The organism is Isoptericola sp. NPDC055881 (genome assembly GCF_053615895.1).
Map to the genome: position 1 here is coordinate 11,818 of NZ_JBSHCR010000017.1, position 15,518 is coordinate 27,335.

Sequence of the window (15,518 nt, forward strand, 5' to 3'; positions counted from 1 at the left end):
CAACCCCCCCCCCCCCCCCTCACAACAACACTAACTTCGCGGGGGCCGGCGACCCTTTTGTATCCCCCCCCGGGGGGGGGGGGGGGGGGGGCGCCGCCCCGCCCCACGCCAGGCGGGAGAGGGAGCGGGCGACGGGAATCGAACCCGCGTAGCCAGTTTGGAAGACTGGGGCTCTACCATTGAGCTACGCCCGCACGGACGACCCGAGCAGTGCTGCCGGGCCGGAACGCGGGGCTCACCCTAGCAAACGTGGCACGCGCGCCGGTCCCGCTCCGCGCGGGCCCGGGTGCCGACTCCTCGCCGACTCCTCGCCGATCGTTCCGACGGCGTCCCCGCCTCCGTCCGTGCACGTCGTGGCGTCCGGCGGGGGCGGTCGCACTACACTGACCGAGGTCCCGCCCGGCGGGCGGGCCACGGGGTGTGGCGCAGCTTGGTAGCGCATCTGCTTTGGGAGCAGAGGGTCGCTGGTTCGAATCCAGTCACCCCGACCGCAGGACGTCGCGACGGTGGCGGCGTGCAGAATCTGCACGGAGGCGTTTCTCACCGCGGAGCGCGCCTCCCACCGGTACCTCCGCGGGGGCGTCGTGGCGTAGCATGGACGGGTTGCCCGTACGTCCGTCGTACGGTCCGCCACCCCGCGCCGCAGCAACCAGGCCGGCTCGCGCCGGTGAGACGCGCGCGCACGCACCCAACCGTTGGAGACCATCGAAGTGAAGAGCGCCGTCGAGACCCTGGATCCCACCAAGGTCAAGCTGACCGTCGAGGTGGAGTACGACGAGCTCAAGCCGAGCATCGACCACGCGTACAAGCACATCGCCGAGCAGGTGAACATCCCCGGGTTCCGCAAGGGCAAGGTTCCCCCGCGCATCATCGACCAGCGCGTGGGCTGGGGCGCGGTCGTCGAGCACGCCGTGAACGACGCTCTGTCGAACTTCTACCGCGACGCCGTCACGGCCGAGTCGCTGCGTCCCCTGGGCCAGCCCGAGGTCGAGGTGACCGAGATCCCCGCCGCCGCCGGCGAGGGCCAGCTCGCCTTCACCGCCGAGGTCGAGGTCCGCCCGGAGATCACCCTGCCGGAGCTGTCCGGCATCGAGATCACGGTGGACAGCACCGAGGTCACCGACGAGGACGTCGCGGAGCGCCTCGACGCGCTGCGCGAGCGCTTCGGCACCCTCGTGGGCGTGGACCGCCCGGCCGCCGAGGGCGACTACGTCGTCATCGACCTCAAGGCCGTCATCGGCGACGAGGAGATCGACTCGGTCTCCGGGGTCTCCTACCAGATCGGCGCCGGCAACATGCTGGAGGGCCTCGACGAGGCGCTCACCGGCCTGTCGACGGACGAGACCACGACCTTCGCCACGAAGCTCGCCGGCGGCGAGCACGAGGGCGAGGAGGCGCAGGTCACCGTCACGGCCACCGCCGTCAAGGAGCGCGACCTGCCGACGCCGGACGACGACTTCGCCCAGCTCGCCTCGGAGTTCGACACCCTCGAGGAGCTGAAGGCGGACCTGCGTGAGCAGGTCGCGTCGATCAAGACGTCGAACCAGGCCGTCGCCGCGCGCGACCTGCTGCTCGAGAAGCTGCTCGAGGCCGTCGAGGTGCCCGTGCCGACCGGCGCCGTCGAGGCCGAGGTCCACCGTCACCTGGAGTCGGAGAGCCGCCTCGAGGACGACGAGCACCGCGCCGAGGTCACCGTGGACGCCACCAAGGCGCTCACGAACCAGATCCTCCTGGACACGCTGGCCGAGAAGCTCGAGGTGCAGGTCGGCCAGGGCGAGCTCGTCGAGTATCTGGTGCAGGCGTCGCAGCAGTACGGCATGGACCCGAACCAGTTCATCTCCACCCTGGACCAGGGCGGCCAGATCCCCGCCATGGTCGGTGAGGTCGCGCGCTCGAAGGCCCTCGCGGTCGCCCTGCGCGAGATCGAGGTCAAGGACTCCGACGGCAACGTCGTCGACCTGACCGAGTTCATCGGCACCGAGGAGGAGGACGCCGCGGCGGCCGAGGCCGAGGGCGCCACCGAGCCCGTCGAGGCGACCGAGGCGACGACGGAGGAGACCCCGGAGGAGACGGCCAAGGCCTGATCCCCGGCACCACCGGCAGTCCCGACGGCCCGCATCGTCCTCACGGACGGTGCGGGCCGTCGTCGTCCCCGCCGCCGTCTCCGTCACCGTCTTCGGCACCCTTCCCGCCACGCGCCGCCGGGGCCGCGCGACGGCGGCTCTCGGCTCGCACGACGGCCGCGACACCGAGCCCGGTGAGGACGAGCCCCGCCCCGGTGGCGGCAGAGAGGGGCTCGTCGAAGAGCGCGGCGCCGGCCAGCGTGGTGGTCGGGACGACGAGGAAAAGCAGCGCGTTGAGCGTGGTCACGTCCACGCGACGCAGCAGGGACCAGTACAGGCCGTAGGCGGCCAAGGACGGGACGAGCGCGAGGAAGACGGTCGACACCCAGAACGTGGCGTCGGCAGGCGGAAGGACGTCCCCCGTGGCGAGCGCGAGCACCGCGAGCACGAGCGTGGCGACCGTGGCGTGCAGGGCGAGCATGGGCGCGGCCGGGAGGGCTGCCGGGCGCCGGCGCTCCAGCATCGTGGCCGCGACGAGGGACCCGACCGCCGTCGCGGGCAGGGCGTACGCCCAGACGGGCGCCGTCGTGACGCGCAGGTCGGCGGACACGAGGAACGCCACGCCTGCGAACGCCGTCGCCAGGCCGGCCCACTGCAGGGGCCGGACGCGCTGGCCGAGCACGGGTCCCACGAGCGTGGCGACCAGGACGGGCTGCACCGCGTCGACGAGCGACGTCGCCCCCGTGCTCACGCCCAGGGCGATCGCGCCGTAGACGGGCAGCACGTACCCGACCTGGGAGAGCAGCCCGACGACGACGTGGTGCGCGGCCTCTCGCGCACCGCCGAGGTGCACGACTCCCGGGTGGCCGGCGCGGCGGCGCCCCCGCACCTTCCGGGCGACTCCGAGCCCGGCCCCGAGGGCGACCGTGACGACCACGTACCGCCACAGGAGGAGCGTCGGCACGGGGGCCTGGCCGGTGCCGAGCTTCGCACCGAGGAAGCCCGAGCTCCACGACAGCACGAACGCGACCGAGGCGAGAGCGGTCATCACGCGGGCGTGTATACCGATCTGTTTACCCATCCCAGCAATATACAGATCTGTATAGTCGGTCGCATGACCGACGCCCCCAGCCTCACCCCGGCCGCGCGAAGGATCCTCGAGGCCGCCTCGCACCTGTTCTACGCCCGCGGCCTGCACGCCGTCGGCGTCGACACCATCGCGGCGGAGGCGGGCGTCACGAAGAAGACCCTGTACGACCGCTTCGGGTCCAAGGAGGCCCTGGAGGTCGCGTACCTGCGGGCGCGCGACGCGCGCTGGGAGGAACACCTGCGTGCCGCGCTGGCCGCGCACGAGGAGCCTGGCGTCGAGCGCGTGCTGGCCCTGTTCGACGCCGCCGAGGGCTGGACGTCGGCCGAGGGCGGTCGAGGCTGCGCCGCGATCAACGCGCGCGCGGAGGTCGACGACCCGGCCCATCCCGTCGCGGTGGAGGTCGGGCGGCAGAAGGCGTGGCTGCGGGAGCTCGTCGAGGGGGAGTGCCGGCAGGCCGGCCTGCGGCGGTCCGGCGAGCTCGCGGCAGCGCTGGTGCTGCTCTACGACGGCGCCCTCGTGGCGTCCGGGCTGGGCGTCCCGTCGGCGCCGTTCCGCGCGGCGCGGCGGGCGGCACGCACGCTGTGCGAGGCGGCCGGGACGTGAGCGCCGGGGCCGGGGTGCGGCGTCGTGTGCGCCCGCAGCGAAAAGGGCCGGTTGCGGGACGTTTCGTCGCACCGCCGCACGTTAGGGTCGATCGACGGCGATGACGAAGGAGACGGACGTGAACGACTTGCTGCGGATGGACGGTGCGACGCCGGTGGCGCGCGCCGATGGCCCGGGCCTCGGCCTCAACGACTCCATCTACAACCGGCTCCTCAAGGAGCGCATCATCTGGCTGGGCTCGGAGGTGCGCGACGAGAACGCGAACGCCATCTGCGCCCAGATGATGCTGCTGGCCGCGGAGGACCCGGACAAGGACATCTGGCTGTACATCAACAGCCCCGGCGGCTCCATCACGGCCGGCATGGCGATCTACGACACGATGCAGTACATCCAGCCCGACGTCGCGACCATCGCGATGGGCATGGCGGCCTCGATGGGGCAGTTCCTGCTCTCCTCGGGCGCCAAGGGCAAGCGCTACATCACGCCGCACGCGCGTGTCCTCATGCACCAGCCGTCGGGCGGCGTCGGCGGGACCGCGACCGACGTGCGGATCGGCGCGCAGCTGATCATGCACATGAAGAAGGTGCTCGCGGAGCTCACGGCCGAGCAGACCGGCCAGCCGCTCGAGCAGATCCTCAAGGACAACGACCGCGACAGCTGGTTCACCGCGGACGAGGCGCTCGAGTACGGGTTCGTCGACCACGTGGTCACCAACGCGTCCTCGGTCTCGGGCGGCGGCGGCACCGCGGCGTCCTGACGACGCCGGACCGCCTCGTCCCGCGAGGACATCAACGACCTTTACGTGAGGAGACCACAGTGAGCTACTCCGAGGAGTACCAGTTCGCCCTCCGGGCCCAGAACCTGGCGGGCGCGGCGGGCCGCCCCGGCGGCGTCGCGCTGCCGCACGGCGCCCCGTCGTCGCGGTACGTGCTGCCCCAGTTCGAGGAGCGCACGGCCTACGGGTTCAAGCGCCAGGACCCGTACACCAAGCTGTTCGAGGACCGCATCATCTTCATGGGCGTCCAGGTCGACGACGCGTCGGCGGACGACATCATGGCGCAGCTGCTGGTCCTGGAGAGCCAGGACCCCGACCGCGACATCATGATCTACATCAACTCCCCCGGGGGGTCGTTCACGGCGATGACCGCGCTGTACGACACGATGCAGTTCATCAAGCCGCAGATCCAGACGGTGTGCCTCGGTCAGGCCGCGTCGGCCGCGGCCGTGCTGCTCGCCGCGGGCCAGCCGGGCAAGCGCCTCGCCCTGCCGAACGCTCGCGTGCTCATCCACCAGCCCGCGATGGAGGGCGGCGGCTACGCCCAGGCGTCGGACATCGAGATCCACGCCAACGAGCTCATCCGCATGCGGGAGTGGCTCGAGGAGACGCTGGCCGGCCACACCGGCAAGACGGTGGCCCAGGTGCGCGAGGACATCGAGCGCGACAAGATCCTCACCGCCCCCCAGGCGAAGGACTACGGCCTGGTGGACCAGGTGCTGGAGAGCCGCAAGCCGGCCGCCCTCGCGGCGCGCTGACCTGGGACGACAGAGGGTCCGCGTCCTCCCGGACCGGAGGACGCGGACCCTATGGCACGACGCACCGGGGTACTCGGCTGACAACGACGCCCCCGTGGTGTGGAATGGTTGCAGGACCAGCACTCAGGACTATGGAGGCTCCCGGTGGCTCGGATCGGTGACGGCGCAGACCTGCTCAAGTGCTCGTTCTGCGGAAAGTCGCAGAAGCAGGTCAAGAAGCTGATCGCCGGCCCCGGCGTGTACATCTGCGACGAGTGCATCGACCTGTGCAACGAGATCATCGAGGAAGAGCTCGGCGAGGCGGCCGAGCTCGGGCTCACGGAGCTGCCGAAGCCGCGCGAGATCTTCGACTTCCTGGAGCAGTACGTCATCGGCCAGGAGCCGGCCAAGCGGGCCCTGGCCGTCGCGGTCTACAACCACTACAAGCGGGTGCAGGCCGGCGAGGCGGCGCGCGACAGCGACGACGCCGTCGAGATCGCGAAGTCCAACATCCTGCTCATCGGCCCCACCGGCACCGGCAAGACGTATCTCGCGCAGACGCTCGCAAAGATGCTGAACGTCCCGTTCGCCATCGCGGACGCCACGGCCCTGACGGAGGCCGGCTACGTGGGCGAGGACGTCGAGAACATCCTCCTCAAGCTCATCCAGGCCGCCGACTACGACGTCAAGAAGGCCGAGACGGGGATCATCTACATCGACGAGGTCGACAAGGTGGCCCGCAAGGCCGAGAACCCCTCGATCACGCGCGACGTCTCCGGCGAGGGCGTGCAGCAGGCGCTCCTGAAGATCATCGAGGGCACCACCGCTTCGGTGCCTCCGCAGGGCGGTCGCAAGCACCCGCACCAGGAGTTCATCCAGATCGACACGACGAACGTGCTGTTCATCGTGGCGGGCGCGTTCGCCGGGCTCGACGACATCGTGGCGTCCCGGGCGCGCAAGCGCGGCATCGGGTTCAGCGCGCCCATGGAGACCGTCGTCGACGACGACCTGTTCGCCGAGGTGCGGCCGGAGGACCTGCAGAAGTACGGCCTCATCCCCGAGTTCATCGGCCGCCTGCCCGTCATCGCCTCCGTTTCGCCCCTCGACCGCGACGCGCTGGTGCGGATCCTCACGGAGCCGCGGAACGCGCTCGTCAAGCAGTTCCAGCGCATGTTCGAGATCGACGGCGTCGAGCTCGAGTTCGAGCAGGAGGCCATCGAGGCGATCGCCGAGCAGGCGCTGCTGCGCGGGACCGGCGCGCGCGGCCTGCGGGCCATCATGGAGGAGGTCCTCCAGCAGGTGATGTTCGACGTGCCGAGCCGCGACGACGTGGAGCGGGTGGTCGTGACGCGCGAGGTCGTGCTGGAGAACGTCAACCCCACGCTGGTGCCCCGCACCTCGCCCGTGCGTCGCCGCCCGCCGCGGGAGAAGTCGGCCTGACGCAGGCCGGCCGGGACCGGACCCGGCTCAGCGGGCGTACAGGGCCTCGATCTCCTCGGCGAAGTCGCGCAGCACGAGCTCCCGCTTCACCTTGAGCGACGGCGTGAGGTACTCGTTCGCCTCCGTGAAGTCGCCCTCGAGAACCCGGAACTTGCGGATCGACTCGGCGCGCGACACCGCGGTGTTCGCCTCCTCGACGGCGGCGTCGAGCGCCGCCAGGACGCGCGGGTCGGTGCGGGCGGCACCCACCGACATCGGCGGGATGCCCTGCGTCGACAGCCAGCCGGGCAGCATCTCCGCGTCCAGGGTGACCAGGGCCCCGATGAACGGTCGCCCGTCGCCGACCACCACGACCTGCGAGACCAGCGGGTGGGCCCGCACGCGGTCCTCCAGCGGGGCGGGGGCGACGTTCTTGCCGCCCGCGGTCACGATGATCTCCTTGGTGCGACCCGTGATGCGCAGGTGGCCGTGGTCGATCGCGCCCACGTCGCCGGTGCGGAACCAGCCGTCGACCAGCGCTTCCGCCGTGAGGTCGGGCCGCCCGCGGTAGCCGTGGAAGACGTGCGGGCCGGACACGAGGACGGCGCCGTCGTCGTCGACGCGCACGGAGGTGCCGGGGAAGGGCGGTCCCACCGTGCCGATCCGCAGGTCGGAGGGCAGGTTCACCGCCGTCGGCGCCGTGGTCTCCGTGAGGCCGTAGCCCTCGAGCACCGTGAGACCCGCCCCGCGGAAGAAGTGGCCGAGGCGGTCGCCCAGGGGAGCGCCGCCGGAGATCGCGTACCGCAGCTCGCCGCCCATCGCCGCGCGCAGCTGCGCGAGGACCAGGCGGTCGGCCACCGCGTGCCGCAGCCGGAGGGTCGCGGGGACGGCGCCGGCGTCGAGCGCGCGCGAGTACGCGCCGGACACGCGGGCCGCCCAGGTGAAGACGCGGCGGCGTGCGGCGGACCCGGCGCGCTGCTCGGCCGAGTTGTAGACCTTCTCGAACACGCGCGGCACCGCCAGGAGGAACGTGGGCCGGAACGTGCGCAGGTCGTCGGTGAGCGTCTTGACGTCCGGGAGGTGGCCCAGCACCGCGCTGCTGCCGATGACCGCGACCTGGATGAGCCGGGCGAACACGTGGGCGAGCGGGAGGAACAGCACCGTGCGGGCGCCGTCGGCCTCCAGCAGCTCGGGGAGCGCGAGGCGGGCGTTGAGGACCAGGTGCGCGAAGTTGCCGTGGGTGAGCTCGGCACCCTTCGGGCGACCCGTCGAGCCGGAGGTGTAGACGATCGTCGCGAGGTCGTCGCGTGCCACCGCGTCGCGCCGGGCGGCGACGTCGTGCGCCGGGACCGCTGCCGCGGCCTCGCGCAGGGCGTCGACGGCACCGGTCGCGATGACGAGGACGTCCTCGAGGTCCGGCAGCTCGTCGCGCACCTGACGGACGGCGTCGGCGTGGGCCGGCGACTCCACCACGACCAGCCGCGCGCCGGAGTCCGCGAGGATCCACCGCACCTGGTCGGGGGAGGACGTCTCGTAGACGGGGACCACGACGGCCCCGACCGCCCAGGCCGCGAAGTCGAGCAGCGTCCACTCGTACCGCGTGCGGGACATGATCGCGACGCGGTCGCCGACCTCGACGCCTCGGGCGAGCAGGCCTCGCGCCACCGTCAGGACGTCGGCGTGGAACTCGCCCGCGGTCACCGGCGACCACGACCCGTCCGTCGCCGCGCGCCGCTCGATGAGGGGGCGGTCTCCGGCCCGGGCCACGCGCTCCGCCAAGAGGGTGTTGATGCTCGTGCCCTCGGGCACCTCCACGAGGCTCGGCGTCGTCGCGACCGTCATCTGTTCTCTCTCCGTGCGTCGGTTCGGCCGGCTCAGGCCGAAGAGGGACCTTACACGCTCGTACGTCCGCGGGCCTCGTAGGATCGACCCATGCCCGAGACCCCCGACGAGACCACGCCCGTGCCCGCTCCCGCTGCCGACGGGATCCCCCAGGAGATCCTCGATCTGCGCGCGAGCATCGACAACATCGACGCGGCGTTGGTGCACCTGCTGGCCGAGCGGTTCAAGATGACCCGGCGCGTGGGCGAGGTCAAGGCCGTAGGCGGGCTCCCTCCGGCCGACCCGTCCCGCGACCGGCAGCAGGTCGACCGGCTCAAGGGCCTGGCCGAGGCCGCCGGGCTCGACCCCGAGTTCACCGAGCAGTTCCGCAACTTCATCGTCTCCGAGGTCATCCGGCACCACGAGCGCATCGCCGAGGAGCACGCGGCGGGGCGCCTCAAGGGCGAGCTCCCGCCCCTGGACACCTACGCTTGAAGGGGTGAGATCTGACCCCGACCACGGGGTCGCGGTCCTCTGGCCGACGCAGTGGCGTCGGCCGCGAATCCGTCGCACGCTGGAGGCCACAGCCGACGACGATCAAGGGGATCACGGATGAAGATCGACTGGCTCAAGCCCCTCGTCGGACGCCCCGGCCCGTTCGCGACCGTCTACCTGGACGCGACGCCCTCGGCCGAGGCGGGCGACAGGGACGTCGCGAACCGCTGGCGAGCGGTCCGACGTTCTCTCGAACGGCAGTCGGCGCCTAGCGCGGTGCTCGACGAGTTGGAGGCCGCGGTCCTGCGGCCGACACGCGTGGCGGGGGCGCACGGCAGGGTGCTCATCGCCGAGGACGGGGGCGTGGTCGTCGACCGCGTGCTGCGCACCCCGCCCGCCGTGGCGACGGGGGTGTGGCTGCCCGTACCGGCGCTGCTGCAGGCCGCCCTGGCCGCGGACGAGGCGGTCGACGCGCTGTGTGTCGCCGTCGACCGCAGCGGGGCGGACTTCTGGCCCTGCGACGCCGCCGGCCGGGCGAGCGCGGCCCGCGAGACGTTCGAGGGCCCCAACGACGAGGTCAGCAAGACCTCCAGCCCGGGAACCAAGCGCGCCACGATCGAGTCCCGCGCCGAGGACTCCTGGAAGCGGAACGCGGCGGCCGTCGCGGCGGAGATCGACCGGCGCGTGAACGACGGCCGCCCGGAGATCGTGCTGCTCACCGGCGACGTGCGCGCCGTGAACCTGGTGCGCGCCGAGCTCGGCCAGGACGCCGGGCACCGGACGGTCGAGGTCGCGGGCGGCGGGCGCGGCCACGGCGTCCGCGCGGCGGACTTCGAGGCGAGCGTCGAGGACGCCCTCGACTCCTACCGGGAGCGGCGGCGCGAGGTGGTGCTCGCGGAGTTCCGCCAGGACCAGGGGCGCGAGGAAGGGGCAGTCTCGTCGGTTGACGACGTGGTCGCGGTCCTCGCCCGCGGGCAGGTGAAGGCGCTGGTGCTGGCCGAGGAGCTCGCCAGGGACGCGGCCGCGGTGCTCGCGGCGCCGGGAGACGGCATCGGGGGCACGGAGCGCCTCGACGGTCTCCTCGGGGGGCGGACGCTGTGGATCGGGCCGGACCCGATGCACGTCGCCACGTCCCGCAGCGACCTGGAGGATCTCGGCGTCACCGAAGGGCTCGAGGAGCTGCCGGCGCCGTCCGCGCTGCTGCGTGCCGCCATCGCCCAGGACGCGGCCCTGACGTTCGCGCCCGAGGGGTCCGTCGACCTCATGGACGGTGTCGGCGCGACGCTGCGGTGGCACGACGACGGGACACCGAAGGAGGTCGCCGCCACCATGAGCGGTGACGGGGACCGGTTCACCACGCCGAGGTAGTCCAGGGTCTGCCGAGGTAGTTCGACAAGAGCCGAGGTAGTGCGTGCCGGCCGCCATCCTGCGGCCCGCACGAACTACCTCGGCTCTTGTTGAACTACCTCGGCCCTTGTTGAACTACCTCGGCCCTTGTTGAACTACCTCGGCGTGGGTCAGGCCTTCGGCTTGCGGGCCGGGGGCTCGCCCAGCTCGGAGGCCGTCACGACGATGCCGCCCTGGACGTCGGGGTTGCCCTGGCCCTCGGCCGCCTCGACGACCTCCAGGGTGCCGGTCGCGCGTCCGGCACCGCGGACGTCGTCGATCGCGGAGCGGACGCCGTCGAGCAGCGGCGCCGGCACCGCCATGGCCGCCGAGAGGATCGGCGTGCGCATGGAGACCTTGGCCTCCGACTTGATCTTGCGCAGCGCCGCGAGGGCGTGCCCGGCCGCCGTGAGCTGCACCGGGTCGCCGTCGCCCGCGGCGGCGCGCAGCGGCGCGGCGACGGGCCACGCCGCGTGGTGCACGGAGCCCGAGCGCCACCACGACCAGACCTCCTCCGTGGCGAACGGCAGGAACGGCGCCAGGAGCCGCAGCAGCGTGTCGACCGCGAGGGCGAGAGCCGTGCGGGCCGACTCCGTCTCGGCGGTGACCTCGGTGGCCGCGGCGCCCGCCCCGTACGCACGGTCCTTGACCAGCTCGAGGTAGTCGTCGCAGAAGGTCCAGAAGAACGTCTCGGTGACCTCGAGCGCGCGCGTGTGGTCGTAGGCCTCGAACGCGGCCGTCGCCTGCTCCACGACGCCCGCCAGGCCCGCGAGCATCGCGCGGTCGAGGGGCACCGTGACGCGCGCCGGGTCGAGGAGGATCTCGCCGGCGCCGGTCTCGGGGTCGACGCCGAAGGTCAGCGCGAACTTGGAGGCGTTGAGCACCTTGATCGCGAGGCGGCGCCCGATCTTCATCTGGCCGACCTCGAACGCGGCGTCCGTACCGAGGCGCGCGGCGGCGGCCCAGTAGCGGACCGCGTCGGCGCCGTGCTCCTCGAGGAGGCCCATCGGCGTGACGACGTTGCCCTTCGACTTCGACATCTTCTTGCGGTCCGGGTCGAGGATCCACCCGCTGATCGCCGCGTGCTTCCAGGGCAGCACGCCGCACTCGAGGTGGGAGCGCACCACCGAGGAGAACAGCCAGGTGCGGATGATGTCCTGGCCCTGCGGGCGCAGGTCCATCGGGTAGACGCGCTCGAACAGGTCGGCGTCGCGCTCCCACCCGGACACGATCAGCGGGGACAGGGACGACGTGGCCCACGTGTCCATGACGTCGGCGTCGCCGACGAAGCCGCCGGGCGTTCCGCGCTGGGACTCGTCGTAGCCGGCGGGGGCCTGCGACGTCGGGTCGACGGGCAGCTCGGCCTCCGTCGGCACGATCGGGTGGTCGTGGTCGACCTCGCCCGCGTCGGTCACCGGGTACCAGAGCGGCACGGCCACGCCGAAGAAGCGCTGGCGGGAGATGAGCCAGTCGCCGTTCAGGCCGTTCACCCAGTTCTCGTACCGCACGCGCATGAAGTCTGGGTGGAACTCCAGCTCCTTGCCGCGCGTCAGCAGCTCGGCCTTGAGGTCCCGGGCCTCCCAGTCGCGGCCGCCGTTGCGGATGTACCACTGGCGCGAGGTGACGATCTCGAGGGGCTTGTCGCCCTTCTCGTAGAAGTTCGTCATGCGCTGGGTGGCGGTGGGCTCGCCGTCGAGGTCGCCCGAGGCGCGCAGCGCGTCGACGACGGCGGTGCGGGCGGAGAAGGCCGTCTTGCCGGCGAGCTCCTCGGCGTACAGGGTCTCGCCGGGGCCACCGACGATCCAGGCCGGGGTCTCGCGGGACAGGCGGCCGTCGCGCTGGATGACGGAGCGCGTCGCCAGCTGCAGCTCGCGCCACCACTGGACGTCGGTGAGGTCGCCGAAGGTGCAGCACATGGCGATGCCCGCGCCCTTGTCCATGGCGGCAGCCGGGTGCGCCAGCACCGGCACCTCGACGCCGAAGAGGGGGGAGGTGACGGTGGTGCCGAAGAGACCCTGGTACCGCTCGTCGTCGGGGTGGGCGATGAGCGCCACGACGGCGGGGATGAGCTCCGGTCGGGTGGTCTCGATGTGGATCGGCTCACCGTCGGGACGGTGGAAGGCGACCCGGTGGTAGAAGCCCGGGTACTCGCGCGCCTCGAGCTCGGCCTGCGCCACCGCGGTCTGGAACGTCACGTCCCACAGCCCGGGGGCCTCCGCCTGGTAGGCCTCGCCGCGTGCGAGGTTGCGCAGGAAGGCGCGCTGGGACGCGGCGCGGGAGGTGGCGTCGATCGTCTGGTAGTTCTGGGCCCAGTCGACCGAGAGCCCGAGGCGGCGCCACAGCTCCTCGAACTGGCGCTCGTCGTCGGCGGTGAGCTGCTCGCACAGCTCGATGAAGTTGCGCCGGCTGACCGGCACCTGGTCACCGGGCTTGACGTTCTTGCCGTCGGTGCCCTGGTGCGGCGGCTCGAAGCCCTCGACGTAGGGGAGCGAGGGGTCGCAGCGCACGCCGAAGTAGTTCTGCACGCGGCGCTCGGTGGGCAGGCCGTTGTCGTCCCAGCCCATCGGGTAGAAGACCTTCTTGCCGCGCATGCGCCAGAAGCGCGCGACGGTGTCGGTGTGCGTGTAGCTGAACACGTGGCCCACGTGCAGCGACCCGGAGACCGTGGGCGGCGGGGTGTCGATGGAGTACACCTGCTCGCGCGTGGCGGTCCGGTCGAAGGCGTAGGTGCCCTCGGCCGACCAGCGCTCGTCGAACCGCTGCTCCAAGCCGTCCAGGCTGACCTTGTCGGGTACCTCCCGGACCACCGCGCGCACGACGTCGCCGGCGACCTGAGCAACACGGTTGCCGGCGGTCGGGGTCGCTGCGGGGGTCTGCGCGGGCGCGGTCGGCGCCTCGTGGGTCGGGAAGTCGCTCATGGTCGCTCATTCTCCCAGATCTGCGGCGGCGCTCGGCGCACCGAGATCTCACGTGATGGATGGCTGTGTCATAGTGTGGACGGGTGTCCTGACGGGGCCCGGAACAGTCGTATCGTGACGGCCGGTGCCCCACGGGCGCCACCTCGAATCGTCCGGTCGCCCCCCGCGGCACCGGCTCGACGTCCCGGGAGGACGAGATGCAGGCGATGTGTTGTCGGTGCAGCTGCCGCCGCTTCGCCCTGCCCGCCTGACACCCGAGGAGCACCCATGACGCTCGACCACGCCGACGAGCTGGTCGTGCCCGAGGGTCAGCCCGCGCCCGCTGCCGGACGCCGCACGTTCTGGCGCCGCTTCGCCCGGGACCGGTTCGCCGTCGCCGGCGCGGCGGTCGTGGTCCTGTACGTGCTGCTCGCCCTGCTCGCGCCGCTCATCACCCACCTGCTCGGCGTCGACCCCTACACCTACGACCTGGCCGCCCTCGACGAGACGGGCGCCCCGGCCGGCTGGGGCAACGGCATCAGCGCCGAGCACTGGTTCGGCGTCGAGCCGCTCACCGGGCGCGACCTGTTCGCGATCGTGCTCATGGGCTCGCGCACCTCGTTGCTCGTCGGCATCGGCGCCACGGTCATCTCCATGCTCATCGGCACCGTCCTCGGGCTCCTGGCCGGCTACCTCGGCGGCTGGGTCGACTGGGTGATCAGCCGCGGCGTCGACGTGATGCTCGGCCTGCCCGCGCTGATCTTCATGATCGCCGTCGGCGCCGTCGCCCCGCAGTCCTTCCCGCGGATCCTCCTGCTGGTGCTCGTCATCGGGTTCTTCAGCTGGTCGTCCGTGGCGCGCGTCGTGCGGGGACAGGCCCTCGGGCTGCGCACCCGCGGTTTCGTGCGGGCCTCCCAGGCGCTCGGCGCCGGCCACGGGCACGTCCTGTTCCGCCAGGTGCTGCCGAACCTCGCCGCGACCGTCGTCGTCTTCGCGACCATCAGCATCCCGGGCGCCATCGGCGCCGAGGCCGCGCTGTCCTTCCTGGGCGTCGGCGTCCCGCCTCCGACGCCGTCGTGGGGCCGCTCCATCGGCGAAGCCGTCACCTGGATCAGCTCCGACCCGATCTACCTGCTCTTCCCCGGCCTCGCGCTGTTCGGCATCACGCTCGCGTTCAACGCGTTCGGCGACGGTCTGCGCGACGCCCTCGACCCGCGCTCCGGAGGCCGCAAGTGAACGCCCTGCGGTTCCTCGGCACCCGCGTCGGGAGCATGGTCTTCGTGCTGCTCGCGGTGTCCCTGCTGACCTATGCCGTCTTCGTCCTGCTGCCGGCCGACCCGGCACAGCTCGCCTGCGGGCGGCCGTGCACCCCGGAGCGGCTCGAGACGGCGCGCGCGTTCATGGGGCTGGACCAGAACTTCGTCGTGCAGTGGTGGAACTTCGTCACGGGCATCTTCACCGGCCGCACGTTCGGCTCGGCCGGCGCGCAGATCTCGTGCCCGGCGCCGTGCCTCGGCTACTCCTTCGTGCTGCGCCAGCCGGTCACCGACCTCATCGTCGGCCGGCTGCCGGTCACCTTCTCGATCGCGATCGGGGCGGCCGTCCTGTGGCTGCTCGCCGGGGTGGCGGGGGGAGTCGTGGCCGCGGTGCGCCGTGGCACGGCGGCCGACCGCGCCATCATGATCACCGCGATCACGGGTGTCTCGGCACCCAGCTACCTCGTCGGGCTGCTCGGCATCCTCCTGTTCGGCTTCACGCTCGACATGGTTCCGGTGAACGGGTACGTGCCGTTCACGACCAGCCCCGTGGACTGGGCCTGGCACCTGGTGCTCCCGTGGTGCGTGCTCGCGTTCCTCTCGGCCGCGATCTACGCCCGGCTCACCCGCGCCCAGATGCTCGACGCGCTCGGGTCGGAGTACGTCCGCACGGCGCGCGCCAAGGGGATCACCGAACGACGCGTCGTGACCCGGCACGCGCTGCGCAACGTGCTGGTGCCCGTCGTCACGCTGTTCGGCCTGGACCTCGGCGTGCTGCTCGGCGGCACGGTCATCACCGAGAAGGTGTTCTCGATGGCGGGGCTGGGCGCGCTGCTGCTCGACGCGGTCGGCAACACGGACGTCCCGCTGCTGGTGGGCGTCACGTTCTTCTCCGCGGCCCTCATCGTGGTCGCGAACCTGCTCGTCGACGTCGTGTACGGCGTCATGGACCCGCGGGTGCGCGCATGAGCGCCCG

12 protein-coding genes and 2 tRNA genes are annotated in these 15,518 nt (G+C 72.2%); 10 read left to right on the forward strand and 4 right to left on the reverse strand.

Annotated features, from left to right (window positions below; translation table 11 throughout):
* Positions 1-123: 123 nt before the first annotated feature.
* Positions 124-194 (reverse strand) — tRNA-Gly (locus ACWGKI_RS07705).
* Positions 195-414: 220 nt separating this feature from the next.
* Here ACWGKI_RS07705 and ACWGKI_RS07710 point away from each other — a divergent pair.
* A tRNA-Pro gene (locus ACWGKI_RS07710) sits at positions 415-488 on the forward strand.
* Positions 489-710: 222 nt separating this feature from the next.
* Positions 711-2,084, forward strand: coding sequence for a trigger factor (tig, locus tag ACWGKI_RS07715; RefSeq protein ID WP_452186083.1), 1,374 nt, complete (start codon positions 711-713; stop codon positions 2,082-2,084).
* A gap of 40 nt (positions 2,085-2,124) precedes the next feature.
* Here tig and ACWGKI_RS07720 read toward each other — a convergent pair whose 3' ends face one another.
* Positions 2,125-3,111: a DMT family transporter gene (locus ACWGKI_RS07720; protein ID WP_452186002.1), complete on the reverse strand. Its 987-nt coding sequence runs from the start codon at positions 3,109-3,111 to the stop codon at positions 2,125-2,127.
* A 66-nt stretch (positions 3,112-3,177) separates the two neighbouring features.
* On the opposite strand from ACWGKI_RS07720, the gene ACWGKI_RS07725 reads away from it, so the two are divergent.
* The 4 genes from ACWGKI_RS07725 (at position 3,178) to clpX (ending at position 6,708) form a co-directional block, all read left to right on the forward strand.
* Complete coding sequence (locus ACWGKI_RS07725) at positions 3,178-3,756, forward strand: TetR/AcrR family transcriptional regulator (RefSeq protein ID WP_380245021.1); 579 nt, start codon at positions 3,178-3,180, stop codon at positions 3,754-3,756.
* A gap of 136 nt (positions 3,757-3,892) precedes the next feature.
* Entirely contained in the window at positions 3,893-4,513 is a 621-nt protein-coding gene (locus ACWGKI_RS07730; protein ID WP_380245023.1) for an ATP-dependent Clp protease proteolytic subunit, read from the forward strand.
* A gap of 59 nt (positions 4,514-4,572) precedes the next feature.
* Positions 4,573-5,289: an ATP-dependent Clp protease proteolytic subunit gene (locus ACWGKI_RS07735; RefSeq protein WP_380245020.1), complete on the forward strand. Its 717-nt coding sequence runs from the start codon at positions 4,573-4,575 to the stop codon at positions 5,287-5,289.
* A 144-nt stretch (positions 5,290-5,433) separates the two neighbouring features.
* Entirely contained in the window at positions 5,434-6,708 is a 1,275-nt protein-coding gene (gene clpX / locus ACWGKI_RS07740) for an ATP-dependent Clp protease ATP-binding subunit ClpX (protein WP_380245019.1), read from the forward strand.
* Positions 6,709-6,735: 27 nt separating this feature from the next.
* Here the strand turns inward: clpX and ACWGKI_RS07745 are convergent, their stop codons facing one another.
* Positions 6,736-8,529, reverse strand: a complete 1,794-nt coding sequence (locus ACWGKI_RS07745; protein WP_452186005.1) for an AMP-dependent synthetase/ligase — start codon at positions 8,527-8,529, stop codon at positions 6,736-6,738.
* A gap of 90 nt (positions 8,530-8,619) precedes the next feature.
* Between ACWGKI_RS07745 and ACWGKI_RS07750 the strand changes: the two genes are divergently transcribed.
* Together ACWGKI_RS07750 and ACWGKI_RS07755 are read left to right on the forward strand one after the other, a co-directional pair.
* Complete coding sequence (locus ACWGKI_RS07750; RefSeq protein ID WP_380245017.1) at positions 8,620-9,003, forward strand: chorismate mutase; 384 nt, start codon at positions 8,620-8,622, stop codon at positions 9,001-9,003.
* Between the two features lie 117 nt (positions 9,004-9,120).
* Positions 9,121-10,371, forward strand: coding sequence for a baeRF2 domain-containing protein (locus ACWGKI_RS07755; protein WP_452186007.1), 1,251 nt, complete (start codon positions 9,121-9,123; stop codon positions 10,369-10,371).
* A 149-nt stretch (positions 10,372-10,520) separates the two neighbouring features.
* Here ACWGKI_RS07755 and valS read toward each other — a convergent pair whose 3' ends face one another.
* Positions 10,521-13,307: a valine--tRNA ligase gene (gene valS / locus ACWGKI_RS07760; protein ID WP_452186009.1), complete on the reverse strand. Its 2,787-nt coding sequence runs from the start codon at positions 13,305-13,307 to the stop codon at positions 10,521-10,523.
* A gap of 267 nt (positions 13,308-13,574) precedes the next feature.
* Between valS and ACWGKI_RS07765 the strand changes: the two genes are divergently transcribed.
* A complete protein-coding gene (locus tag ACWGKI_RS07765; protein WP_452186011.1) occupies positions 13,575-14,522 on the forward strand; it encodes an ABC transporter permease in 948 nt (315 codons plus the stop codon).
* Positions 14,519-15,511 carry an ABC transporter permease gene (locus tag ACWGKI_RS07770; protein ID WP_452186013.1) on the forward strand — a complete coding sequence of 331 codons (993 nt, stop codon included), beginning with the start codon at positions 14,519-14,521 and terminating at the stop codon, positions 15,509-15,511. The genes ACWGKI_RS07765 and ACWGKI_RS07770 overlap by 4 nt, the downstream gene beginning before the upstream one ends.
* Positions 15,512-15,518 lie beyond the last annotated feature (7 nt).